Below are 20,906 nucleotides of genomic sequence, written 5' to 3'. Positions count from 1 at the left end.
AATGAGCGAGGTACTCCGCAGCGCTTCCGCCGCAGCAGCACTCACCGTCGTCCTCGCGCTCACCGGCTGCTTCGGGGCGCCGACGGCGCCCCCGGAGACCGCGCCGTCCGCCGAGCCGACACCCTCTGCCGAGGCCGTGCCGGTCGACCCGATCACCACCACGGCCGCGATCGTGGTGCGACCCGAGCAGCTCGAGTTCGTGGACGCCTCCGGTGCCGTCGTCCACTCGCTGTCGTACGACGCCGAGGCGGCCGAGTTCGTCGCGGCGCTCTCGACGATCGCGGGCGCAGAGCCCGAGCAGGCCGAGCACCCCGCCAGCATGGAGACGCCGCCGCGCACCGACTACACATGGCCCGGCGTCATCCTCAGCGACGACCACGAGGAGGAGATCTCCGACAACGGCTTCGGCGGCTACGGGCCGATCGACATGAACGTGAGCGTGAACTTCGGTGCCCCGACGCTCGGCGACGGCGTCGTCGTCCGCACGGTCGACGGCTTCCAGCCCGGCGGTGACGCCGAGGCGCTCGCGGCCGAGCTCGGCGAGCCGTGGCTCGACAACGGCTACGACCAGGTGCGCGTCGAGACCGGTGAGCCCATCGGGCCGCAGCAGGCAGGCCACGACGTCGAGAACGCGTACTCGGTCGCCGTGAACACGTGGGAGTGGCAGGGGGCCTCCAATCGCGTCTTCGCGCCGTGGAACTTCGGCATCGGACACGTCTGAGCCCCGAGGGGTCACCGCGACCGAGTCGGCGCGACGCCGAGACATCCCGCCGGATGCCCCGACGTCGCAGACGGATCCGGAACCTGCTGCCGCGCACCGGACATATCCATTGAGCGGAGCACCGCGCGTGCACGTCGTGACAGCGACGCGGGCGGCGCCCGGGCGAGCATGATGGTGCTCACCGCTTCGACGACGAACAAGGGGACGCATGCGCGACGACGCGATCAGCACATCACTCCGCACGGCCGGTGGCCGGCGCACGGCAGCCGGCTTCGGCCTCGCGCTGGCCGCGGCATCCCTCGTCGTGCTGACCGGGTGCGCCGCGCCGTCCGCGGCCGGCGACGCCGACGCGGTCGAGCCGACGGGCCCGGCGTCGGTCGTGAGCATCGAGATGCCCGACTGGGCGCCGTACCCCGAGTCCGATCCGCCGCTCACCGAGGCGCAGTCGGAGGCGAAGCGCCTCGAGGACGCCGATGCGCGATGGCAGGCGGTGCTCGCAAGCTACCCCGACGCGGTGCGCCCCGCAGATGCCTTCGCGGGCTACGTGACCGACGAGAACCGGGTCGAGGTCTTCCGCGAATGCTACGAGGCGGGCGGCCTGCAGGTCGACGAGGGTCGAAGCGCGGGCAACACCGACGGGCCGCCCGACTCGATCGGCTGGTCGGGCAGCGGCAGCGAGGCCGAGCTCATCGCGGCGTACACGTGCGACACCGCGCATCCGACGAAGATCACGAGCCCAGGCCCGAACGACGCCGAGCTCGGGTGGATCTACGACTACCTCACCGAGTTCTACGCCCCGTGCCTCGCCGCGAACGGCATCGAGGTGCCCGAGCCGCCCGGGCGCGAGGTCTGGGTCGACACGTATCCGGGCTTCGTCTGGTTCCCTTCCGTCGGTGACGACGAGCGGTTCATGGACCAGGAGATGGATGCCGCGTTGCGGGAGGCCTGCCCAGATCCCGACACGTACGTGCTCACCGTGCTGAAGCCGGCCGCGTGACCGCGCGCGGCGTGCTCGCGTGACCCGCATGGAGGAGCAGCTCGCACCCGTCCTCGACCATCTCGACCGGGCCGATCCCGGCGAGATCGTCGGCGTCTACCTGTACGGCTCGGCGACCTCGGGCGGGCTCCGCCCCGACAGCGACCTCGACGTGCTCGTGCTGACGCGACGCTCGCTCACCCCCGGCGAGCGCATGGCGCTGACGCACGTGCTGCTCGACGCCTCGAGCGGATCGTCGCACCCGCTCGAGTTCTCCGACGGCGCCGCGGGCCGCCCGCTCGAGCTGACGTGCGTCGTCGTCGACGAGCACCGCCGGTGGCCCGATCCCGCCGCGCACGACTTCCAGTACGGCGAGTGGCTGCGCGCCGACATCCAGGCCGGGCAGACGCCGCAGACGACGCTCGACCCCGACGTGCCGATCCTGCTGGCGACCGCGCACACCGCGCACCGTGTGCTGCGGGGGCATCCGCTCGACGAGGTCGTCGACCCGGTCGCCCCCGGCGAACTGCGCGAGGCGATGCTCGCGAGCATCGACGACATCCTCGGCGAGATCGTGGGCGACGAGCGCAACACGCTGCTCGCGTTCGCCCGCATCGTGACGACCCTGCGCACGGGCGAGATCGTGCCCAAGGATGTCGCGGCCGCAGCGGTGGCCGAGACGCTGGCGCCGGGCGACCGGGCCCTCCTCGAACGCGCCCGTTCCGGCTATCGCGGCGAGGCCGACGACGACTGGACCGGCCTCGCCGAGGAGGTCACGGCGCTCTCGCACGCGCTCGCGGCACAGGCGCGGGCGCTCGCGGCAGCGCCCCCGGTGTAACCTGCGAGCACCGCTGCATCGGGCCTCGACGCATCGGACCGCCGAGCGAGGAGCCCTCCGTGCGCCTACGTGCCGTCGACCTCGTCGACGTCTTCGTCTATCTCGTCGTGCTGGGGCTATTCACGCAGTTCTTCCCGGCGGTCATCACCGAGTCGTTCCTCGTCTCGCTGCTCACCGCGGTGCTGTTCAAGCTCGCACTCGAGGTCATCGCCTGGCTCAAGTCGCGCATCATCGACCGGGTGCGGTCGGCGCGAACCCCCGCCCGCAAGGCGATGAACACCGCGCTGCTGATGGTGCTCGGCGGGGGCAGCAAGTTCCTCATCCTGTGGCTCACCGACCTGCTCTTCGGCGATGCCGTGCAGCTCGGCGGGTTCTTCTCGGTCACGCTGCTGATCGTCGTGCTCATGGCGGCGCGCTTCGGCATCCGCCTGCTCGTCGACGGCACGCGGCCCCGCGACGGGAGCGCGTGACCCGCTGACGCTCAGCCGCCGGCGAGCAGCTCCGCCGCGATCGCCTCGCCGAGCGCACGGGCGCCCTGCTCCGAGGGGTGCAGCCCGTCGTACGACATGCCGTCGGCGAACCTCCCGTCGACCGTGCGGAGGTCGGCCGAGGCATCCGTGAACCGCCAGCCGCGATCGTCGGCGAGCGCCTCGAGCCGTTCGTTGTACTCGACCGACGCCGCGGGAAACGCGTCGGCCGGCGGAATCGACGAGACGACCACCTCGTCGATGCCGACCCGCTCGACGATGCGGTCGAGGTTCGCCGTCGACGCGTCGAACGGAACCCCGAACGCGAGGTCGTTCGTGCCCGCGAGCACCACGAGCACGTCGGCGTCGACCGCGCCGACCGAGTCGGCCATGAACGCGGTCGTTGCGCCCCACTCGGCCCATCCCCCGGCGAACTCGAGGCCTGCCTCGACGGCGTACGTCACCCACGACTCGCTGCCGAGCTCGCCTCGCGGCAGGTCGGGGCTGTTCGCATCGGTGATCGAGTCGCCGACGACGGCGAAGCTCGTCGTCGCGGCGCTCGGCGCGGTCGGGTCGGTCGACGGGGATGCCTCGCCCGGGCCGGTGGCACCCGGCGGCCCCGAACCGCTCGACGGCGTGCATGCGGCGAGCGCGACGCCGCCGAGCATCGCCACGACGATCGCGAACGCCCGCCCTGCGGGGCGGCGCGGCGTGCGATCGACGACGGCACCCATGCTGCGAGTCTACGAATCACGCGACTCTCGAAGCACTGTCAGACTGGCCTCATGCCGAACGCCCCGATCGACCACGACGCCGCCCTCGCGATGTGGGCCGAGTACCGCGCCGCGCATCCGGCGATCGCGACCGACGCCGAGCCGCCCTCGGTCGAGCGGTTCGGCGATCACCCCGAGCTCACCGACGAGCTGCTGGGACTCGTGCTCGACGGCACGAAGCGCGCGACCGCGACCCTCGTCGCCGAGTTCGCGGCCGAGGAGCAGGCGCTCCCCCGCGTCGGCAGCCACTGGATCGCCTGCGACTCGACCGGCGCGCCCCGCGTCGTGCTGCGCAGCACCGAGCTGCGCGTCGGCCCGTTCACGAGCGTCGACGCCGCCTTCGCCGACGACGAGGGCGAGGACGACCGCTCGCTCGAGTCGTGGCGCGAGAACCACTCCCGCTACTGGCGGCGCACCGCGGCGGCGATCGGACTCGAGTGGACCGAGCAGCACGAGGTCGTCTTCGAGCGCTTCAGGGTGGTGTGGCCGCCCGAGGTCGCCGACGGCCGCTCGGCGTAGCGCCGGAGGCGTGCTCACCGCATGCGTCACGCCTCGGCGGCGCGTTCGCCCCCCGGCTGCGTGCGCGTCGACGGGGCCGCGCGACCGGGCATGACGACGATGGCGAGCAGCGCGGCGACCGCCGCGACGACGGCGCCGAACCAGTAGCCGCCGTCGAAGGCGGTGATCGCGTCGCCCACGAGGGCCGCCGCCGCGATGCTCGACACGGCCGAGACGCCGGTGGCGGCGCCGAACTCGTGGAACGTGCTGAGCACACCCGATCCGATGCCGGCCTCGTGCGGGGCGACCGCCGAGAACAGGCTGGTCGACGACGCGACGAACGTCGCGCCGATGCCGAGCGCCGCGACGGTCATCGCGATCACGAGCACCGTCATGCTCGCGATGCCCGCGGCCGCCGCCATGCCGAGCGCGGCGATGAGCAGGCCGACGACGGCGGTCGTGCGCGCGCCGAAGCGCCCGAGCGCGCGGGCGCCGAACTGGGCGCCGCCGATGGTGCCGAGCGCGACGGGAATGAAGACGAGCCCGGTGTCGAGCGCCGAGAACCCGTGCACCTGCTGGAACGTGAACGAGCCGAGGAAGAAGACGGCGATCATGAGCGCGGTGGCGATGAAGATGAGCCCGAGGCCCGAGGCGACCGGTCGTCGCGCGAGCATGCCCAGGTCGAGCAGCGGGCTGCGAGCGGTGCGCTGGCGCCAGGCGAAGAGCGTGTAGCCGACGGCTCCGCCGAGGAGCGGCAGGAGCACGGCGAGGCTGAGCCAGCCGGCGTCGCCCGCGTTCACCAGCGCGAAGATCACGCTCGCCGTCGCGAGCGTCGCGAGCACGGCGCCGACGACGTCGAGGCGCCCGCCCGAGCCCTGGAGGCGCGGCAGGATGCGCGCGAGCGCGATGAGCAGCAGCACGCCCACGGGCACGTTCACCCAGAACACCCACGACCAGCCCGGCCCCGACGTCAGCAGGCCGCCGAGCAGCACGCCGATCGCGGCACCGGCGCCACCCAGGGCCGACCAGACGCCGAGCGCCTTCGCGAGCTCGGCGCCCTGGAAGGTGCGGGCGATCGTCGAGAGCGCCGCGGGCGACATCGCGGCCGCCCCGACGCCCTGGAACGCCCGACCGATGAGCAGCGTCGTCGGGTCGGCGGCGAAGCCGGTGAGCAGCGAGGCGACGGTGAAGACCGCGAGGCCCGCCAGCACGATGCGACGTGCGCCGAAGACGTCGGCCGCCTTGCCACCCAGCAGCATCAGGCCGCCGAACATGAGCGCGTAGATGCTCACCACCCAGGTGAGCTCGCCGCGGCTGAGTTCGAGCTCGACGCCCATCTGCGGCAGGGCGAGCGCCACCACCGTGACGTCGACGATGAGCATGAGCTGCGCGATGCCGAGCAGCGCGAGCATGCGCCATCGCCGCTGGTACGGCTGCGGGGTGTTGCCGGTGTCGGTGTTCGGTCGTTGCTCGGACATGTGCCGCCCTCATCTCAAGTCGAACTCTTGTGTACGAGTTCGCACGATAACATGAACACACGTGTTCGACAACGGTGAGATGGACGACCGCCTGTGCGGGCGCATCGAGGGCTCCGCGGCCCCGCTCGCGACGCCGGGCGGGCGCCTCGGGCCGTGCGGCTCGAACGCGGAGCGCCTCAGCCCTGCGCGGCCACGACGGCGAGCGCCGTCTCGACCACGAGGCGCGGCGCATCGGCGACGGCGAGCTCCTCACGGTGCACCGCACCCGAGGCGGCATGCAGCACCGCCTGGATGGTGATGATCTGCCACTCGACCGGCATATCGGCCCGGAACACGCCCTGATGCCGACCGCGCTCGAGCAGCGCGCGCACCCGCTGGGCGGGGCCCTCGTGCGCGCGTTGCATCTGCTCGGCCGGCAGCGCCTGCCCGGCCGCGATCACGATGCCGCCGAACCGGTGCGTGAGGTACCAGCTCGCCTCGAGCAGGCGTGCGAGCGCCGCCCGCGGGTCGCCGTCGATGTCGAGCTCGCGCAGCGCGAGCTCGGTCTCGTCGATGGCGCGCGTCGCGACTTGGGCGACGAGGGCCGTCCGGGAGTCGAAGTGCCCGTACAGCGTCACCCGGCCGACCCCGGCGGCCTTGGCGATGTCCTGCACGCTCGCATCGGGGTTCGTCGCGAGCAGCCGGGTCGCGGCATCGAGGATCGCCTCGATGTTGCGGCGGGCATCCGCGCGCTTGGCTGGCGTGGCGGGAGCGGCCAAGGTGACTCCTCTTCGCGGACGATCACGATCTCGTACGGTGCTGTCCATGATAGGGCGGGTACTTCTCGAGCCCGGGCGGCGCCGCCCTCCCCCGGGTCGCTTCGCTCCGAATTCGCAGGGAGCGCTAGGGCTTCGGCCTGAGCAAGCGTAGATTGCGTTATATCGCGTTTCAGGCGTGGCGAGGGGGCCACGTCTCGGCTCGACGAAGGCGGACACATGAACCTGAATCACGGACAACGGCACATCGCGCTCGACGCCCTCGGGCGCGCCGGCAGGAGGTGGGCGCCATGGAGGTGCTGCTCGGCATAGTCATCGCATTCCTGGTCTTCGTCATCGTCTCGATCACCACGGTCGTGCTCGTGGTGCGCGCGGTCTACCGACGCATCCGCCGCAACCGTGCGGTCGCGACGACGGCGCTGCGCACCAGGGCCGGGTTCAGCCGGGGCCCGCGACGCAAGGTGCTCGCGCTCCGCGTGCGACTGGCCGAGGCGCTCGACAGCGGGCAGGCCGCGATCGACCTCGCCGCGCAGAGCGGAGGCGCGCACGGCGAACTCCCTCGGCTGTTCGCGCGCATCAAGGCCGAGGGCGACGCGCTGGACCTGCAGCTGCGGCTGCTCGAGAGCGAGATCGATCGGCCGGTGTTCGCGGGCGAGCTGCCCGCGGCCGAGGACCGCGTCGACCAGGTGACCGCGCTCGTCCGCCGCCTGCGCGCGGCGGTGTCGACCGGCCTCGCCGGCTCCACCGACGACACGCTCGGCATCCTCCATTCCGAGATGGAGCGGGAGGTCGCCGCACTCGCCGCCGGGGTGCAGGAGCTGCAGCGCCTCAACCGCCGCGACGAATACGTCGCGCCGGCACGACCCTCGACCCGGGCTCCCGCCCGATCCGCGAGCGCCGCGCGCCGCCCCAGTCCGACGTACGACCTGAAGGAGACCCGACCATGAGCGACAACACCTCGCGCGTCCGCACCATCTTCCGCAGCAAGACGAAGAAGGCGCTCGACAAGATGGAGGACCCGCGCGAAACGCTCGACGACAGCTACGAGCAGCAGGTGAAGCTGCTGCAGCAGGTGCGCCAGGCGGTCGCCGAGGTCGCGACGGCGAAGAAGCGCGTCGACCTGCAGGGGCAGGAGATGGGCACCCGGTACCAGCGGCTCGGCGAGCAGGCCCGCGAGGCGATGGCGCAGGGCCGCGAGGACCTCGCGCGCGCCGCCCTCGAGCGCCGCGCGCTGCTCGAGTCGCAGGTCGCCAAGCTGCAGGACCAGTACGCCTCGATGCAGCAGCAGACCGCGCAGCTGCAGCAGCGAGAGCGCCAGCTCTCCGAGCAGGTCGCCGCGTTCCGCGTCGAGAAGGAGACGATCAAGGCGACCTACACCGCCTCCGAGGCGCAGGTGAAGGCGAACGAGGCCGTCGCCGGCATCGGGTCGAGCATCAACGACGTCGGTGCCAGCCTCGACCGCGCACGCGACCGCGTCACGCAGATGCAGGCCCGGGCCGCCGCGACCGACGAGCTGCTCGCCAGCGGCGCCCTCAAGGACCTCACCGCGGCGCCCGACGCCGACATCGAGCGGCAGCTCGCGACGCTCTCGGCGAAGGCCGAGGTCGAGCGGCAGCTGCAGGCCATGAAGGGGGATGACCCGGGCGCGACCCGCACGCAGCAGCATCGCGAAGGGCCCGACGAGTGGCTGAGCATCGGGCAGGCGCCGACGACGCCGTGAGGTAGCGGAGCGGCGCATCCGACTGCCACGATGCCAGTACGCCGACGTGACTGGAGTCCCGATGCCCGCAACGCTCGACCGCCCGCACGCCGCGCCGTTCTCGACCCTGCCCGGTGCGACGATCATCCGGCGCATCCGCCGGATGATCTTCGTCGCGCTGGGCGCAGGTCTGCTCTACTCGATGTTCGGCACAGCCACGAAGGGCGGCTGCCTGGGCGGCGGCAGCATCGCCACGCAGGGCGATCCCGCCGACGCCGCCCCGACGTGCGTGAACCTCACCCTGCACCCGAGCCCGATCGTGTACACCGCGATCGCGGTGACGGTCATCGTCGCGCTGACGCTCGTGCTGCGCACGGGGCGGACCGAGGCATCCGCCCTGAAGGTCATCGACCGTGTGGTCATCGTGATCATCGCGGGCACGTTCGCCTGGGCGGCGCTCACGATGGTCTCGTTCCTCGCCATCCCGCTCGACCCGCCGAGCCCGGGTGAGCCGTTCTCGATCCCGTTCACGTTCGGCTTCGTGGAGATCGACGTCATCCGGTAGACGGCGGGCTTCCCGACGGCTCGCGCGCGCGAGTGGGTTCCGCGGGCAGAAGTGCTCTGCGACGCTGCTTCACCACCGATTCCCGGTGGAGAACCCTCCGCCCTCGAGCGCGCCCGCGCCCCGCGCCCGCGCCCCCGGCATGACTCACGCGACCCGCTGCGACCGCCCGTGCGACTCAGGGGCGGCCTCCGACGCCGGCGGCGGCCCCTGCCGCCGGAGCTCCCACGTCTGCAGGCCCCAGAACACGCCGAAGAAGAGCAGCACGGTCGCTTCGACCCAGAAGATCACGGGCGGCGGGCGCTCGTCGGTTCGCGTCATGAACCAGGCCACGAGGCCGACCGCCACGGTCGCCGCCATCACCCAGGCGATCGCCTGGTAGACGGGCCGGTACGTCACCTCGCGATCGCGGATCGTGACGAGCGGCGTCTCCGAGCTGAAGCCGTTGACGAACACCACGACGATGATGAGCACGAACATCGGCACGGCCGCGCCGTAGTGCGCGAACGAGAGGAACGACTCGCGCAGCGGCCAGTCGTCGGTGAAGCCGAACCACACGAGTGCGCCGAGCCAGACGACCGCCGCGACGACGAAGCCCCAGAGCGACCACCGGTCGCCGCGCTGCAGCCGGCGGATGGACAGCGCGGTGAAGACGAGCGCGAGGAAGCCGACGGCGAAGAGCGCCGCCATGTTGTTCACGACGCCCGGCAGGTACGCCTCGGGAATGCACCGCTCGCCCGCGGTCGGGCAGGGCTCGGGCACCGGGGTCGGCACGAACGCGACGACGGGTGCGAGCATGCCCGCGAGGTTGAGCGCCGCGTCCTCGGGCCCGGGCCGGCCCACCAGCACGATGAGCGCGAACCCCATTCCGACGAGCGCGCCGACGAAGACGCTCCTGACGGGCGTGTAGTAATAGGCGCTGATCGAGTTGAGCAGCTCGCCGGTGCCGAAGGTCTCGAAGACCAGCGCCGCGAACACCAGCAGCACGGCGGCGATGAGCGAGACCCGCAGGTAGACGTAGGTCTTGACGAGGTGGGCGTCCGACGACGGACCCGCCTCCGCGTGCAGCGACGCGCGCTGTGCCCCCATGAGCGCCATTCTCGACCGTGCCGGGGTTCGGCGCTGACCCCAGTTCGGGCGTGGTCGGCGACCCCGCCGCGCCGACACGATGGGAGTAGCGTGAGCGCCGGACGCCGTGCTGCACGAGGAGGTCGCCATGGCGAGGGCACCGATCATCTACGAGACCGCGCACCAGGTGGGCTTCTCCGAGCTCGACCCCTTCCAGCACCTGAGCACCGGCAACTACGCGAGGTACTTCACCGACCATCGCATGGAGGGCCTCGCGAGCTACGCGGGCTGGAACCTTCCGACGCTCGGCACACTCGGCTTCATGACGTGGGTGCGGCGCATGGAGATCGACTTCCTGCGGCCGGTCGACGGCGACCAGGCCGTGACGATCACCTCCTTCGTGCGGGAGTTCCGCGGGCACGACGCGATCATCGAGTGCACGATGACGGATGCCTCGGGCACCACCGCCGCGACCTGCCTCATGATCGTGGCGTACGTCGACGCCACGACGCGGCGCGGCGCCGACTGGCCCGACGAGCTGCAGGCCTTGTTCTTCGAACCCGACGCCTGACGGGCCGCGCGAACGGCTCACTCTCGACGCGCGGCGCGCGCGGGCGCATCATGTCCCCATGACGACGCCGACCCTCACCGCGCAGCTCAGGCTCGACCTCAGGCATCGCCTGCGCCCCATGTCGGGCCGCAACCCCGACGAACCGCATCGCGCCGTCACCCCGCTCGAGCTGCTCTACGACCTGACCTACGTCATCGCGTTCGCGGCCGCGGCCGACGAGCTCGCGCACGCGCTCTTCGTCGGCGAGGTGGGGCCGGGCATCGGCGCATACCTGTTCGCGATCTTCGGGGTGTCGTGGGCGTGGCTCAACTTCACCTGGTTCTCGTCGGCCTACGACAACGACGACGCCCTCGTGCGGGCGGCCGTCGTGGCGCAGATGGTCGGCGTCGTGATCTTCATCTTCGGGCTGCCCGTCAGCTTCGAGAATGCCGCGCACGGCGAGAGCCCCAACAACGTGCTGCTCGTCGCCGGCTACATCGTCATGCGCGTGCCGCTCATCGCGCTCTGGCTGCGCGCCGCCCGCCAGGATCCGAGCCGGCGACGCACCTCCGTCGCCTACGCGGTCGTGATCGCGGTCGCGCAGGTCGGCTGGCTGCTCACGACGGTGCCCGGCATCCCCGCCGGTGCGACGGTCGCCGCGCTCGCCGTGCTCGCCGCCGCCGAGCTCATCGCACCGCTCGTGATCGAGCGCCGCTACGGTCGCGCGCCCTGGAACGCCGGCCACATCGCCGAGCGGTTCGGCCTGCTGACGCTCATCACGATCGGCGAGGTGATCGCCGGAACGGTCGCCGCGGTCGGCGCCCTCGTCGCCGAGCAGGGGTGGTCGATCGCGGCGGTCGCGATCGTCGCGGCTGGACTCGTGATCGCCGCAGGGCTGTGGTGGGCGTACTACCTGATCCCGTCGCGCACCATCCTCGAGCGGTGGCCCGAACGCACGTGGGGCTGGCGATACGTGCACCTGCCGCTGTTCGGCGCGATCGCCGCCGTCGGCGCCGGGCTCCACGTCGCCGCGCTCGGGGTCGAGCACCAGGAGCTCAGCCTGCTGCAGATCACCCTCGCACTCGCGGTGCCGGTGGCGTGCGTGGTCGTGCTCGTCTTCCTCATCTGGAGCGTGCTCATGCACTCGATGGACTTCACCCACGTGCCGCTGTTCATCTGCAACCTCGTGCCGCTCGTCGCCGCGGTGATCATCGCCGCCGTCGTCGACGCGGGGGCGCCGATCGACCTGGAGCCCGGCGGAGACCTCACCGCCCTCGTGACGGTGATCGGGCTGGTGTCGCTCTCCTGCGTCATCGAGGTCGTCGGGCACGAGCTCGTCGGGTACTCGCACACGCTGCAGGCTGCGAAGCGGCACCTGCTCGAGCCCGAGATCGACGAACGGCACGCGACGGCGGAGGCGACCGAGGCATCCGCCTGATCACCGGCGCCGCGATGGCGCCGATTGCGAGGAGGCGCTACGCCCAGCCGAGCTCGCGCAGCTTGGCGTCGTCGAGCCCGAAGTAGTGGCCGATCTCGTGCACGAGCGTGATGCGCACCCGCGTGCGCAGCGCGTCGAGGTCGGCGCTGTGCGCCTGCATGTTGTTCTTGAAGAGCGTGATGCGGTCGGGCAGCTCGCCGTAGCCGTAGACCCCGCGGGTCTTGAGCGGCCGCCCGCTGTAGAGGCCGTAGAGCCGCGGCCGTTCCCCCGGCGGCTGGTCGGCGATCAGCACCGCCACGTTCTCGAGTCCGCGCACCATCTCGTCGGGCAGCGCGTCGTAGACCTCGCTCACCATGCGCTCGAAGTCGTCGTCGGAGATCTCGACCATGCGGCAATTCTGCTCGCTCGCGGAGACCCTCCGGCCGGCGCTCGCTCTCAGCGGAATCAGTCCGGGAGCCCCTGCGCCGGATGCCCCGCTCCCCCGTCGTTCTGGAGGAACGCCAGCACCGCCGCCACCCGCCGGTGCACGCCCGACTCGGGCAGCCGCAGCTTCGTGAAGATCGCGTTCACGTGCTTCTCGACCGTCGAGGTCGACAGGAACAGCGCCTGCTCGATTCCGGCGTTCGTCTTGCCCGCGGCCATCTGGCGCAGCACCTCGAGCTCCCGCGGCGACAACGTCGCGAGCGGGCTCGCGGACCCCGCGCTCCGCCGCCGCACGAGCGTGTCGACGATCTGCGGGTCGATCACGGACCCGCCGGCGCACACCTCGCGAAGCGCGTGCACGAGGTCCTCGAGGTCGCCGATGCGGTCCTTCAGCAGGTAGCCGAGGCCGGCCGAACCATCGGCGAAGAGCGCGAGCGCATAGCTCTCGTCGGCGTGCTGCGACAGCACCACGACCCCGGTCGACGGCGACGACGCGCGGATCGCGTGCGCGGCCTCGATGCCCTCCATGTGATGGCCCGGCGGCATCCTGATGTCGGTGAGCACGGCGTGCGGCGCGAGCCGCCGCACCGCGTCGAGCAGCTCGGTGCCGTTGCCGACCGAGGCGACGACGTCGACCTCGCCCGAGTCCTCGAGCAGGCGCCGTACGCCCTCGCGCACGAGGTAGTTGTCCTCGGCGACGACGACGCGCAGCACGCCCGGGTCATCCAACGGGCGCCTCCTGCCCCGCCGCCGGCGCGGTGTCGACCGGCAGCTCCACGACCAGCGTCGTGCCCGACGGGTCGTTCGGCCCGACGCGCACGGTGCCGCGCAGGGCGGCGACGCGGTCGCGGATGTTCGCGAGCCCGCCGTGCGACGCCGGCGCCGCATCCACCGCCGCGATCCCGCCGATCCCGCACCCGTCGTCGCTGATCGCGATGCGCAGGTGCCCGTCGCTGCGGACGAGCCCGACCGACGCGTGCGTCGCGTTCGCGTGCTTCGCCGTGTTCGCGAGCGCCTCGCGCACGACGTAGTAGGCGGTCGTCTCGACGTCGTCCGGGAAGCGGGTGGCGCGCAGCGCCGCATCGGCCGACACCTCGAGCGGGATGGGATAGCGCGCGACCCCCGACTCCACCGCGGCGACGAGCCCGTTGTCGCTCAGCACGGGCGGGTGGATGCCACGGGCGAGCTCGCGCAGCTCGCGCAGGGTGTCGCGGGCCTGCTCCTGCAGCGCGACGAGCTCGGGGGCGGTGAGCTCGCCGCGCTGGAGACGGTTGCGCGCGAGGCGGAGCCCCGCGATCTGCGCCACCACGTCCTGCTGGATGCCGTCGTGCAGGTCTCGCTCGAGGCGCCGGCGCTCGTCGTCCTGCGCGGCGACGAGCCGCTCCCGCGAGGCCGTGAGCTCGTCGAGCTGCTCGGCCAGCTGCGCCGTCAGGCGCACGTTCGCCACGGACGCCGCGGCCTGGCCCGCCACCGTGCGCAGCAGCATCCGCTCGGCCTCGCCGTACTCGCCGCGGCGTCTCGGACCGAGCTCGATCCGCCCGAGCGTCTCGTCGCCGTGCACGAGGTCGCAGACGTCGGCGGCGGCCTCGCCGGCCGCGGCGGCGGTCCCAGCCGCATCGGCGCTCGCGAACCCGACCGGCGCCGGCGCCACTCCGCCGTCGACGCCGACGAGCTCGATGCGCACCCATGAGGCATCCAGCCCCTCGCGCACCGCCTCGGCGAGGCGGGCGAGCAGCTCGCGCGGCTCGACCGCCTGCTCGAGCCGTGCGCCGAGCTCGCCGAGCATCTCGAGCTGCCGTTCGCGGTCGCCGAACAGGCGTCGATGGAGGCGCCGCTGCAACCAGCTCCGGAGCGGCAGCAGCGCGACGGCGAGCAAGGTCGTGAGGAGGATCGCCGGCACGACGCGCAGCGGCGGCGCCAGCAGCACCGCCGGCGTGGCGACGACCGCCGCGTAGATGACGGTGATCAGCAGGTTCGACGACCGAGCGACCAGCCGCCCGCGGTCGCCCGGAGCGATGTCGAACGCGCCGTACCGCAGGATGCCGTGGATCGCGGCGATCGGGATCGCGAGCAGCGACGCGAAGACGAGCAGCTGCACGAACCAGTTGTCGAAGAACGTCCAGAGCGCGAAGGCGACCATCGCGCCGGTGACGACGAGCGCCATGACCCGCGTGTGGGCGCGCACCTCGGGAGCCCCGAACAGTGCGCGAGTGCCGAGCACCGCGAGTCCGATCGCCACGACCGCCCACGACTGCACCACGAGGTACTGCACCGCGGGCGCAGCCCATTCGAGCCACGTCACCGCGAACGGATTCGGGATGGCATCGCCGCTGACGCCGAGGTACGGCGACGTGACGACGTGCGGGGTGGTGAGCAGCGTCAGCGGGGCGGCGAGCAGCGGCATCCAGAGGAACGCGACCGCGACCCGCTGCCAGCGGTGCTCGGCGGTGCCGTCGGGGAACGTCGCGAACACCATCAGGAACGCCGCCGTCGCCGTGGCGTCTGCGGTCAACCCGATCGCGTTGAAGAGCGGGAACCACGGCTCGGCCACGACGAAGGGGTTGCGCAGCACGAACGTCTCGTACGCCGAGCCGACGAGCATCGCCGTGGCGGCGAGCGCGATCAGCACGGCCATGCGCGACGCCGAGACGGTGAGCAGCCACATGCCGAACACGAACATCGGCAGGATCCCGATCATCGGCCACGCCAGGCCGTGGTCGGCCTCGCCGTCGATGAACCCCCGCACGACGACGATGTAGACCAGGGCCGCGACCCCGATCGGGCCGAGCGTCGCCAGGCACACCCACCTGCGTTCCACGCTTCCATCGTCCTCCTCTCCGGCGCTCGGCGGGAGGGGGCCTGCCCCGGCCGTCCCTTAGCGGCTGGCCCCCATGGGGCGAGGGGGCGCCTGCCATGCGGCATCCGGCCCGCCGCGTTCCGGCGCGGCCGGGCAGCGAGCAGCGTGAACACGAGCGGATGCCACGCACCGGCGCCCGCACGAAGGAGAAGGCATCATGCGCAAGCTGTACTCGGGACTCGCCTGGACCGTGTCGGGCGCCGTCGTCGTCCAGGCCGCCGCGATCGCGTTCGCGTTCGGCGGCATGCTCAACCTCATCGCCGAGGGCGGGGTCGTCGACAAGGCGCTGCTCGAGGGCTTCCAGGCCGCCGGCGTCGGCGAGATGGGATTCCTGATCCACGGCGTCGTCGGCGGCGTGCTGATCCCGCTCGTCGCGGTCGCGCTGCTCGTCGTGTCGTTCTTCGTCCGCGTGCGCGGGGCGAAGCTGTGGGCCGCGATCACCCTCGGGCTCGTGGTGCTGCAGGTGACGCTCGGGTTCTCGATCGTCGGGTCGCCCTACCTCGGCCTCATCCACGGCGCGAACGCGCTCGCGATCGTCGCCGCCGGGGCGGTCGCCGCCCTTCGCATGCGCCGGGCACGACGGGCGGACGCCGCGGCGGAACGCCCGGAGGAGGCGACGAGCGATGCCGTCGCGGCGTGAGCTCCTGCGGTGCGCCGTCGTCGGCGTCGCGGTCGCGACCGCGCTCGGCGTCGGTGCGCTCGCGTGGAGCTCCACGCTGCTCGGCGAGTACTCGGTGATGGACATGGGCTCGGGCGAGGGGCACGCCGGCCACGGCGGCGACGCCGGCCACGGCTCGGGCGGGCCCGTCGAGGGCGGCGGCACCGAGGCATCCGCTCCCCCCGGCCTGCTGAGCGTGACCGCGCTCACCGCCCCCGACCGCCCGGCCGACGTGCGCGTCGAGCTCGTCGCCCGGCAGGGCACCGTCGAGGTGCCCTGCCGGGCGCGACGTCGAGGGCTACACGGTCAACGGCACGTCGCCCGGCCCCGAGATCCGGGCGCGGCAGGGCGACCTCGTCGAGGTGGAGTTCGTGAACGAGTCGGTGACCGCCGGTGCGACGCTGCATTGGCACGGCATCGACGTGCCGAACGCGGCCGACGGCGTCGCGGGCATCACGCAGGACGCCGTGCCCGTCGGCGGCCGGCACGTGTACCGCTTCGAGGCAACGGATGCCGGCACCTACTGGTACCACTCGCACCAGGTCTCGCACGAGCAGGTCGTCGGCGGGCTGCTCGGCGCGATCGTGATCGACCCCGAGACCGGCCCGGCCGACGAGCCGGCGCCCTCGGCCTCGGCCTCGGCCGAGGTCACCGCGCTGCTGCACGTCTACGGCGGCCAGCACACGCTCAACGGACGGGCCGGCGACGAGCGCGTCACCGCAGCCCCCGGCTCGACGGTGCGGGTGCGCGTCATCAACTCCGACCAGGGCACCGCGGCGGTGTGGTCGGGCGTCCCGTTCCGCGTGGTCGCGACCGACGGGCACGAGGTGCACGAGCCCGGCGAGGTCGACGGCGAGCGCCTGCTCGTCCCGGCGGGCGGTCGGGCGGACGTCACGGTGCCGGTGCCCGCGCGCGGCGCAGCGCGCCTGCACGTGGGCGGCGCCCGGAGCGTGCTCATCGGCCCGACCTCGGAGCCCGACGCCTCCGCCCCTCCGGTGCGGCAGCCGGCCGAGACCCTCGACCTGCTCGCCTACGGCGCCCCCGCCCCGCTCGACTTCGACGCGGAATCGCCCGACCGCTCGTACGAGTACGCCATCGCGCGCCGCTTCGGCATCATCGACGGCCGGCCCGGCAACTTCTGGACGATCAACGGGCGCATGTTCCCCGACGTGCCGATGTTCGCGGTGGCCCAGGGCGACGTCGTGGTGATGCACCTCCGCAACGACTCGGGCGACGTGCACCCGATGCACCTGCACGGCCACCACGTCGTCGTGCTCTCGCGCGACGGGGTCGCGGCGTCGGGCAGCCCGTGGGTCGTCGACTCGCTCGACGTGCACCCCGGCGAGTCGTACGACATCGCCTTCGTCGCCGACAACCCGGGAATCTGGAGCGACCACTGCCACACCCTCCCCCACGCCGTCGACGGGCTCATCGCCCACCTCATGTACGAGGGCGTGACGACGCCGTTCACGATCAACGGCGACGCGGGCAACCGGCCGGAGTGATCCCGCCGGCGCGACCCCTCGGGCTCGGCCGACGACGGCGGGTTCAGTCGACGAGCGCGCCCGCCGAGAGGTTCGCGATGGCGCCCGTCATCGAGTGCGCACGGTCGGATGCCGCGAACGCGAGGTACTCGGCGACATCCTCCAGCTTCGGCAGCCGACCCAGCAGCGTCATGCCGCTGAGCCCCGTGACCCACTCGTCCATCGCGATGCCGCCGGCGTCGGCGATGCGGCCGAACATCTCGCCCGTGTACGAGGTCGCCAGCGCGTCCGACATGGCGTGCGGGCGCACGCAGACCACCCGCACCCCGTCGGGTCCGAGCTCGCCGGCGAGCGCGCGCGAGAAGCCCTCGAGGCCGGCCGACTGGGCCGCGTTGCCGATGAGCCCGCGGCCGGTGAGCCGGGCACCGGGCGTCGAGATGGTGAGGATGACGCCGTCGTGCTGGGCGACCATGTGCCGCGACGCCGCCTTCGCGGTCACGAAGTTCGTCCGCAGGTACCCGACGACGGGGTGCAGGTAGTCGTCGAGGGAGGTCTCGGCGATCGGGAGGCCCTGCACGTGGTCGAAGCCGACCGCATTGAGGGCGACGTCGATGCGACCAGCCGCCTGCGCCACCTCGTCGATGTGCCGGTCGACCGCGGCCTGGTCCATGGCGTCGACGACGGCGACCGAGACCTCGGCCCCTTCGACCCTCGCCAGGGATGCCGCCGCCTCGAGCCTCGGCAGCGACCGCCCCGCGAGGAACAGCCGTGCGCCCTCGCGGGCGAACACCCGCGCCGCCGCGCTCCCGATCGAACCGCCACCGCCGTGGATCACGGCCACCTTGTTCTCGAGCAGCATGTCGAACCTCCTTCGAATTGTGCAACTTCAGAGTTGCACAACAGTAGGAAGAAATGCAACCAAAAGATTGCAATTGCTCGTGCCGCGCGCTCGCCGTCATCGACCGTTCGACGATGCCGCATGCCGCCCGAGCGGTCGCGACCGCAGCACGATCACCGGGATCTCGCGGTCGGTGAGCCGCTCGTACTTCGCGAAGCCCCGCGCCGTCGCCGTGATCTGCGCCCACGCCGCCGCCCGTTCGGCGCCGTGCAGCTGCTCGGCGACGACGTCGAGGTGCTTCCCGGCGAACTCGATGCGCACCCGATCGGGGTTGGCGGCGATGTTGTAGTACCAGGCGGGGTTCTGGGCCGCACCGTTCGCCGAGGCCACGATGTACCGCGCGCCGCCCCCGGCCGGGAACCAGCGCACCGGGGTCACCCGTTCGAGCCCCGTGCGGTGGCCGATCGTGACGAGCGCCAGCTTCGTGCCGCGACGGTCGCCCTTGCGGCGGATGCGTTCGGCCATGCGCAGGTTGGCCCACCGCTCGAAGCGGTTGCGCGCCGGCTGCCGCGCACCACGGGTGCCGTTCGACGTGTCGAATGACATGCGATCGCCTCCTTCCGGTGGCGAAGTCTGCTCCACCTCAATCATCCCGCCGATTCGCTCGCCCGGCACCCGGATTGCCGAGACTCACCGGGTGACCGACGCCCCCGCCACCCGCCGCCTCGAGCTGGCGCTGCACAAGCCCTGGTTCGCCCTCTACTGGGGCGTCAGGCCGACCCTCGTCATCGATGGCCGCGGCCAGCCGACCCAGTGGGGCGTCGGAACGTGGCAGCTCCGCGCCGACGAGCACGCCGTCATCGGCGCCTACCTCTTCAACCGGCTGTGGCGCTTCGGCGCGGCCGAGTTCGCCCTCGAGCCGGGGCGTCCCGCTTCGCTCGTCTACCGTGCGCCCGCACTGCCGTTCGGTCGCGGGCGCATCCGCCCCGCTGAATAGGATGTCCCTGACCCCACTTCCGGAGAGGACGCCCATGTCATTCGGTGAAGCGATCACGACCGTGCTGCGGAAGTACGCCGACTTCGACGGCCGGGCGGCCCGCCCCGAGTTCTGGTGGTGGATCCTCTTCTACGCCCTCGTGGCCGCGGCGCTCGGCGTGTTCAACGTGATCCCGCTCGGCGACGCGTCGAGCCTCGGTGCCGTGCTGTCGAGCCTCTGGGGCATCGCCATGCTGCTGCCGACGCTCGCCGTGATCGTGCGGCGCCTGCGCGACACGGGCCAGGGCTGGGGCCACGTGTTCTGGCTGCTCGTGCCGATCGCCGGCCTCATCGTGCTCGCCATCATGCTGTCGCAGCCCGGCAAGACGGCCGCCGTCGCCTGACGGCATCACTCGGCTCGGCCCGGGCTCGCGGCCCCGGGCGTAGGCTCACCCCCATGACCGTTCAACGGATGGACAACGTCGGCATCGTCGTCGACGACCTCGACGCCGCGGTCGCCTTCTTCGTCGAGCTGGGCATGGCCGTCGAAGGCCGAGCCCCGATCGAAGGCACGTGGGCCGACCGGACCGTCGGCCTCGACGGCGTCCGCAGCGAGATCGCGGTGCTCGTCACGCCCGACGGCCACGGCCGGCTCGAGCTCGCGACGTACCTCGAGCCCGTGGCATCCGAGATGTCACCGCCGAACCCGCCGCCGAACACCCTCGGCCTGCACCGCGTGATGTTCGCCGTCGACGACATCGACGACACCGTCGCGCGCCTGCGCGGCCACGGCGCCGAACTCCTCGGCGAGATCGCGAACTACGAGAACGTCTACCGCCTCTGCTACCTCCGCGGCCCCGCCGGCATCGTGCTGGCGCTCGCCGAACGGCTGGGCTGACGGCAGCGCGCAGGCAAGGCTCAGCCGAGCCCGGCGCGCTCCTCCTCCGAGGCATCCCGCTCGCCCTCGACCGGGCGGTTCGACAGGCCCACCGAGCCCGCGCCCGGCTCGCCCTTCGAGAGCGCGGCCGACACCGCGACCGACTCGTCGACGTCGGGGTACTGCGGGCGCAGCTGCACCGGCGTGCGGCGGCGCTGCTCGCGCTTCGCCTTGCGCGACGCAGCCAGCAGGTTGAGCGCCTCGACGAGGATCGCGAAGGCCATCGGGGCGTAGATGAGCGCCTTGTCGATGTGCACGCCGAAGCCCTCGGCGATGAGGAACACGCCGATCAGCAGCAGGAACGACAGGGCGAGCATCTTCACCGTGGGGTGGCGGTTCACGAAGGTGAAGATGAAGCGCGCGGCGAAGAGCATGATCGCGAACGAGAGCACGACGACGGTAACGATGACGACGAGGTTCTCGGTCATGCCGACCGCGGTGATGACCGAGTCGAGCGAGAACACGATGTCGAGCGCGAGGATCTGCGCGAGCACCGAGCCGAAGGTGATGCGCCGGGGCGCGCCGCCGTGCTCCTCCTCGGCGCCCTCGAGCTTGTGGTGGATCTCGGTGACCGCCTTGTAGACGAGGAAGAGACCGCCCGCGATGAGGATGAAGTCCTTCACCGAGAAGCCCATGCCGAACCAGACGACCACGTCCTCCTTCAGCGTGATGATCCAACCGGCGAAGAACACGAGGATCACGCGGATCACCATCGCGAGCGTCAGGCCGAGGTTGCGGGCCTTCGCCTGCTGCTCCTTCGGCAGCTTCGACGCGAGGATCGAGATGAAGATGACGTTGTCGACGCCGAGCACGATCTCGAGCACGAACAGCGTGAGGAAGACGGCGATCAGATCGGGGGTGAGGGCGAAGGAGAAGTCCACCCGTTCATCGTAGAGAGCGGATGCCGCATC

25 protein-coding genes are annotated in these 20,906 nt (G+C 72.1%); 15 read left to right on the top strand and 10 right to left on the bottom strand.

Annotated elements, in window-relative coordinates; all coding sequences use genetic code 11:
* Window position 1: 1 nt before the first annotated feature.
* The 4 genes from ACFVTH_RS11965 to ACFVTH_RS11950 all read left to right on the top strand — a co-directional run bounded on the left by ACFVTH_RS11965 (window position 2) and on the right by ACFVTH_RS11950 (window position 3,005).
* Window positions 2-721: a hypothetical protein gene (locus ACFVTH_RS11965; RefSeq protein WP_387090915.1), complete on the top strand. Its 720-nt coding sequence runs from the start codon at window positions 2-4 to the stop codon at window positions 719-721.
* A 208-nt stretch (window positions 722-929) separates the two neighbouring features.
* Window positions 930-1,718: a hypothetical protein gene (locus ACFVTH_RS11960; protein WP_387090914.1), complete on the top strand. Its 789-nt coding sequence runs from the start codon at window positions 930-932 to the stop codon at window positions 1,716-1,718.
* A 28-nt stretch (window positions 1,719-1,746) separates the two neighbouring features.
* Entirely contained in the window at window positions 1,747-2,535 is a 789-nt protein-coding gene (locus ACFVTH_RS11955) for an aminoglycoside adenylyltransferase domain-containing protein (protein ID WP_387091855.1), read from the top strand.
* 59 nt (window positions 2,536-2,594) lie between these two features.
* Window positions 2,595-3,005 carry a hypothetical protein gene (locus ACFVTH_RS11950; protein WP_387090911.1) on the top strand — a complete coding sequence of 137 codons (411 nt, stop codon included), beginning with the start codon at window positions 2,595-2,597 and terminating at the stop codon, window positions 3,003-3,005.
* An 11-nt stretch (window positions 3,006-3,016) separates the two neighbouring features.
* Here ACFVTH_RS11950 and ACFVTH_RS11945 read toward each other — a convergent pair whose 3' ends face one another.
* Window positions 3,017-3,736: an SGNH/GDSL hydrolase family protein gene (locus ACFVTH_RS11945; protein ID WP_387090909.1), complete on the bottom strand. Its 720-nt coding sequence runs from the start codon at window positions 3,734-3,736 to the stop codon at window positions 3,017-3,019.
* Window positions 3,737-3,787: 51 nt separating this feature from the next.
* Between ACFVTH_RS11945 and ACFVTH_RS11940 the strand changes: the two genes are divergently transcribed.
* The gene (locus tag ACFVTH_RS11940; RefSeq protein WP_387090907.1) at window positions 3,788-4,294 is read left to right on the top strand and encodes an ASCH domain-containing protein; all 507 of its coding nucleotides are present in this window, start codon (window positions 3,788-3,790) and stop codon (window positions 4,292-4,294) included.
* A 26-nt stretch (window positions 4,295-4,320) separates the two neighbouring features.
* Here the strand turns inward: ACFVTH_RS11940 and ACFVTH_RS11935 are convergent, their stop codons facing one another.
* Window positions 4,321-5,751 (bottom strand): MFS transporter, encoded by a 1,431-nt coding sequence (locus ACFVTH_RS11935; RefSeq protein WP_387090905.1) that lies wholly within the window; start codon window positions 5,749-5,751, stop codon window positions 4,321-4,323.
* A 176-nt stretch (window positions 5,752-5,927) separates the two neighbouring features.
* On the bottom strand, window positions 5,928-6,509 hold the full coding sequence (locus ACFVTH_RS11930) for a TetR/AcrR family transcriptional regulator (protein ID WP_387090903.1): 582 nt from the start codon (window positions 6,507-6,509) through the stop codon (window positions 5,928-5,930).
* A 287-nt stretch (window positions 6,510-6,796) separates the two neighbouring features.
* Here ACFVTH_RS11930 and ACFVTH_RS11925 point away from each other — a divergent pair, with 287 nt between their 5' ends.
* From ACFVTH_RS11925 to ACFVTH_RS11915, 3 genes are all read left to right on the top strand, one after another.
* A complete protein-coding gene (locus ACFVTH_RS11925) occupies window positions 6,797-7,453 on the top strand; it encodes a hypothetical protein (RefSeq protein WP_387090901.1) in 657 nt (218 codons plus the stop codon).
* Window positions 7,450-8,226 carry a PspA/IM30 family protein gene (locus tag ACFVTH_RS11920; protein ID WP_387090900.1) on the top strand — a complete coding sequence of 259 codons (777 nt, stop codon included), beginning with the start codon at window positions 7,450-7,452 and terminating at the stop codon, window positions 8,224-8,226. The genes ACFVTH_RS11925 and ACFVTH_RS11920 overlap by 4 nt, the downstream gene beginning before the upstream one ends.
* 61 nt (window positions 8,227-8,287) lie before the next feature.
* Window positions 8,288-8,770 carry a hypothetical protein gene (locus ACFVTH_RS11915; protein WP_387090897.1) on the top strand — a complete coding sequence of 161 codons (483 nt, stop codon included), beginning with the start codon at window positions 8,288-8,290 and terminating at the stop codon, window positions 8,768-8,770.
* A gap of 144 nt (window positions 8,771-8,914) precedes the next feature.
* Here ACFVTH_RS11915 and ACFVTH_RS11910 read toward each other — a convergent pair whose 3' ends face one another.
* The gene (locus ACFVTH_RS11910) at window positions 8,915-9,856 is read right to left on the bottom strand and encodes a hypothetical protein (RefSeq protein WP_387090895.1); all 942 of its coding nucleotides are present in this window, start codon (window positions 9,854-9,856) and stop codon (window positions 8,915-8,917) included.
* A gap of 127 nt (window positions 9,857-9,983) precedes the next feature.
* Between ACFVTH_RS11910 and ACFVTH_RS11905 the strand changes: the two genes are divergently transcribed.
* Together ACFVTH_RS11905 and ACFVTH_RS11900 are read left to right on the top strand one after the other, a co-directional pair.
* On the top strand, window positions 9,984-10,406 hold the full coding sequence (locus ACFVTH_RS11905; protein ID WP_387090893.1) for an acyl-CoA thioesterase: 423 nt from the start codon (window positions 9,984-9,986) through the stop codon (window positions 10,404-10,406).
* Between the two features lie 58 nt (window positions 10,407-10,464).
* Window positions 10,465-11,823, top strand: a complete 1,359-nt coding sequence (locus tag ACFVTH_RS11900) for a low temperature requirement protein A (RefSeq protein WP_387090890.1) — start codon at window positions 10,465-10,467, stop codon at window positions 11,821-11,823.
* A gap of 37 nt (window positions 11,824-11,860) precedes the next feature.
* Here the strand turns inward: ACFVTH_RS11900 and ACFVTH_RS11895 are convergent, their stop codons facing one another.
* From ACFVTH_RS11895 to ACFVTH_RS11885, 3 genes are read right to left on the bottom strand one after another with little or no spacing between them, the layout of a single operon-like run.
* On the bottom strand, window positions 11,861-12,211 hold the full coding sequence (locus ACFVTH_RS11895) for a metallopeptidase family protein (RefSeq protein ID WP_387090888.1): 351 nt from the start codon (window positions 12,209-12,211) through the stop codon (window positions 11,861-11,863).
* A gap of 56 nt (window positions 12,212-12,267) precedes the next feature.
* A complete protein-coding gene (locus ACFVTH_RS11890; RefSeq protein WP_387090885.1) occupies window positions 12,268-12,975 on the bottom strand; it encodes a response regulator in 708 nt (235 codons plus the stop codon).
* Window positions 12,968-15,064 (bottom strand): histidine kinase, encoded by a 2,097-nt coding sequence (locus ACFVTH_RS11885; protein ID WP_387090882.1) that lies wholly within the window; start codon window positions 15,062-15,064, stop codon window positions 12,968-12,970. The genes ACFVTH_RS11890 and ACFVTH_RS11885 overlap by 8 nt, the downstream gene beginning before the upstream one ends.
* 196 nt (window positions 15,065-15,260) lie before the next feature.
* Here ACFVTH_RS11885 and ACFVTH_RS11880 point away from each other — a divergent pair, with 196 nt between their 5' ends.
* Together ACFVTH_RS11880 and ACFVTH_RS11875 are read left to right on the top strand one after the other, a co-directional pair.
* Window positions 15,261-15,743, top strand: coding sequence for a hypothetical protein (locus ACFVTH_RS11880; protein WP_387090880.1), 483 nt, complete (start codon window positions 15,261-15,263; stop codon window positions 15,741-15,743).
* A gap of 350 nt (window positions 15,744-16,093) precedes the next feature.
* Window positions 16,094-17,266, top strand: coding sequence for a multicopper oxidase family protein (locus ACFVTH_RS11875; protein WP_387091852.1), 1,173 nt, complete (start codon window positions 16,094-16,096; stop codon window positions 17,264-17,266).
* 43 nt (window positions 17,267-17,309) lie between these two features.
* Here ACFVTH_RS11875 and ACFVTH_RS11870 read toward each other — a convergent pair whose 3' ends face one another.
* Together ACFVTH_RS11870 and ACFVTH_RS11865 are read right to left on the bottom strand one after the other, a co-directional pair.
* Complete coding sequence (locus ACFVTH_RS11870; protein ID WP_387090877.1) at window positions 17,310-18,104, bottom strand: SDR family NAD(P)-dependent oxidoreductase; 795 nt, start codon at window positions 18,102-18,104, stop codon at window positions 17,310-17,312.
* Between the two features lie 96 nt (window positions 18,105-18,200).
* Complete coding sequence (locus tag ACFVTH_RS11865) at window positions 18,201-18,689, bottom strand: nitroreductase/quinone reductase family protein (protein ID WP_387090874.1); 489 nt, start codon at window positions 18,687-18,689, stop codon at window positions 18,201-18,203.
* A 91-nt stretch (window positions 18,690-18,780) separates the two neighbouring features.
* Between ACFVTH_RS11865 and ACFVTH_RS11860 the strand changes: the two genes are divergently transcribed.
* Genes ACFVTH_RS11860 through ACFVTH_RS11850 form a run of 3 tightly spaced genes read left to right on the top strand, consistent with a single transcriptional unit; the run spans window position 18,781 to window position 19,956 of the window.
* The gene (locus ACFVTH_RS11860) at window positions 18,781-19,080 is read left to right on the top strand and encodes a hypothetical protein (protein WP_387090872.1); all 300 of its coding nucleotides are present in this window, start codon (window positions 18,781-18,783) and stop codon (window positions 19,078-19,080) included.
* 34 nt (window positions 19,081-19,114) lie between these two features.
* The gene (locus tag ACFVTH_RS11855) at window positions 19,115-19,462 is read left to right on the top strand and encodes a DUF805 domain-containing protein (protein ID WP_387090869.1); all 348 of its coding nucleotides are present in this window, start codon (window positions 19,115-19,117) and stop codon (window positions 19,460-19,462) included.
* 53 nt (window positions 19,463-19,515) lie between these two features.
* Window positions 19,516-19,956: a VOC family protein gene (locus ACFVTH_RS11850; RefSeq protein ID WP_387090866.1), complete on the top strand. Its 441-nt coding sequence runs from the start codon at window positions 19,516-19,518 to the stop codon at window positions 19,954-19,956.
* A gap of 20 nt (window positions 19,957-19,976) precedes the next feature.
* Here the strand turns inward: ACFVTH_RS11850 and ACFVTH_RS11845 are convergent, their stop codons facing one another.
* Window positions 19,977-20,876: a TerC family protein gene (locus ACFVTH_RS11845; RefSeq protein WP_387090863.1), complete on the bottom strand. Its 900-nt coding sequence runs from the start codon at window positions 20,874-20,876 to the stop codon at window positions 19,977-19,979.
* Window positions 20,877-20,906: the final 30 nt, after the last annotated feature.

Origin of the sequence: Agromyces sp. NPDC058104 (assembly GCF_042884835.1) — a bacterium.
Lineage (GTDB): Bacteria > Actinomycetota > Actinomycetes > Actinomycetales > Microbacteriaceae > Agromyces.
Note: the sequence above shows the minus strand (reverse complement) of the source record. Positions and strands in the feature narration are given on the sequence as shown.

Coding starts and splice junctions, on each gene's coding strand:
- ACFVTH_RS11880 (WP_387090880.1), top strand. CDS start 15,261: ATGCGCAAGCTGTACTCGGGACTCGCCTGGACCGTGTCGGGCGCCGTC.
- ACFVTH_RS11865 (WP_387090874.1), bottom strand. CDS start 18,689: ATGTCATTCGACACGTCGAACGGCACCCGTGGTGCGCGGCAGCCGGCG.
- ACFVTH_RS11965 (WP_387090915.1), top strand. CDS start 2: ATGAGCGAGGTACTCCGCAGCGCTTCCGCCGCAGCAGCACTCACCGTC.
- ACFVTH_RS11945 (WP_387090909.1), bottom strand. CDS start 3,736: ATGGGTGCCGTCGTCGATCGCACGCCGCGCCGCCCCGCAGGGCGGGCG.
- ACFVTH_RS11870 (WP_387090877.1), bottom strand. CDS start 18,104: ATGCTGCTCGAGAACAAGGTGGCCGTGATCCACGGCGGTGGCGGTTCG.
- ACFVTH_RS11955 (WP_387091855.1), top strand. CDS start 1,747: ATGGAGGAGCAGCTCGCACCCGTCCTCGACCATCTCGACCGGGCCGAT.
- ACFVTH_RS11905 (WP_387090893.1), top strand. CDS start 9,984: ATGGCGAGGGCACCGATCATCTACGAGACCGCGCACCAGGTGGGCTTC.
- ACFVTH_RS11910 (WP_387090895.1), bottom strand. CDS start 9,856: ATGGGGGCACAGCGCGCGTCGCTGCACGCGGAGGCGGGTCCGTCGTCG.
- ACFVTH_RS11940 (WP_387090907.1), top strand. CDS start 3,788: ATGCCGAACGCCCCGATCGACCACGACGCCGCCCTCGCGATGTGGGCC.
- ACFVTH_RS11960 (WP_387090914.1), top strand. CDS start 930: ATGCGCGACGACGCGATCAGCACATCACTCCGCACGGCCGGTGGCCGG.
- ACFVTH_RS11915 (WP_387090897.1), top strand. CDS start 8,288: ATGCCCGCAACGCTCGACCGCCCGCACGCCGCGCCGTTCTCGACCCTG.
- ACFVTH_RS11920 (WP_387090900.1), top strand. CDS start 7,450: ATGAGCGACAACACCTCGCGCGTCCGCACCATCTTCCGCAGCAAGACG.
- ACFVTH_RS11855 (WP_387090869.1), top strand. CDS start 19,115: ATGTCATTCGGTGAAGCGATCACGACCGTGCTGCGGAAGTACGCCGAC.
- ACFVTH_RS11925 (WP_387090901.1), top strand. CDS start 6,797: ATGGAGGTGCTGCTCGGCATAGTCATCGCATTCCTGGTCTTCGTCATC.
- ACFVTH_RS11935 (WP_387090905.1), bottom strand. CDS start 5,751: ATGTCCGAGCAACGACCGAACACCGACACCGGCAACACCCCGCAGCCG.
- ACFVTH_RS11895 (WP_387090888.1), bottom strand. CDS start 12,211: ATGGTCGAGATCTCCGACGACGACTTCGAGCGCATGGTGAGCGAGGTC.
- ACFVTH_RS11850 (WP_387090866.1), top strand. CDS start 19,516: ATGACCGTTCAACGGATGGACAACGTCGGCATCGTCGTCGACGACCTC.
- ACFVTH_RS11900 (WP_387090890.1), top strand. CDS start 10,465: ATGACGACGCCGACCCTCACCGCGCAGCTCAGGCTCGACCTCAGGCAT.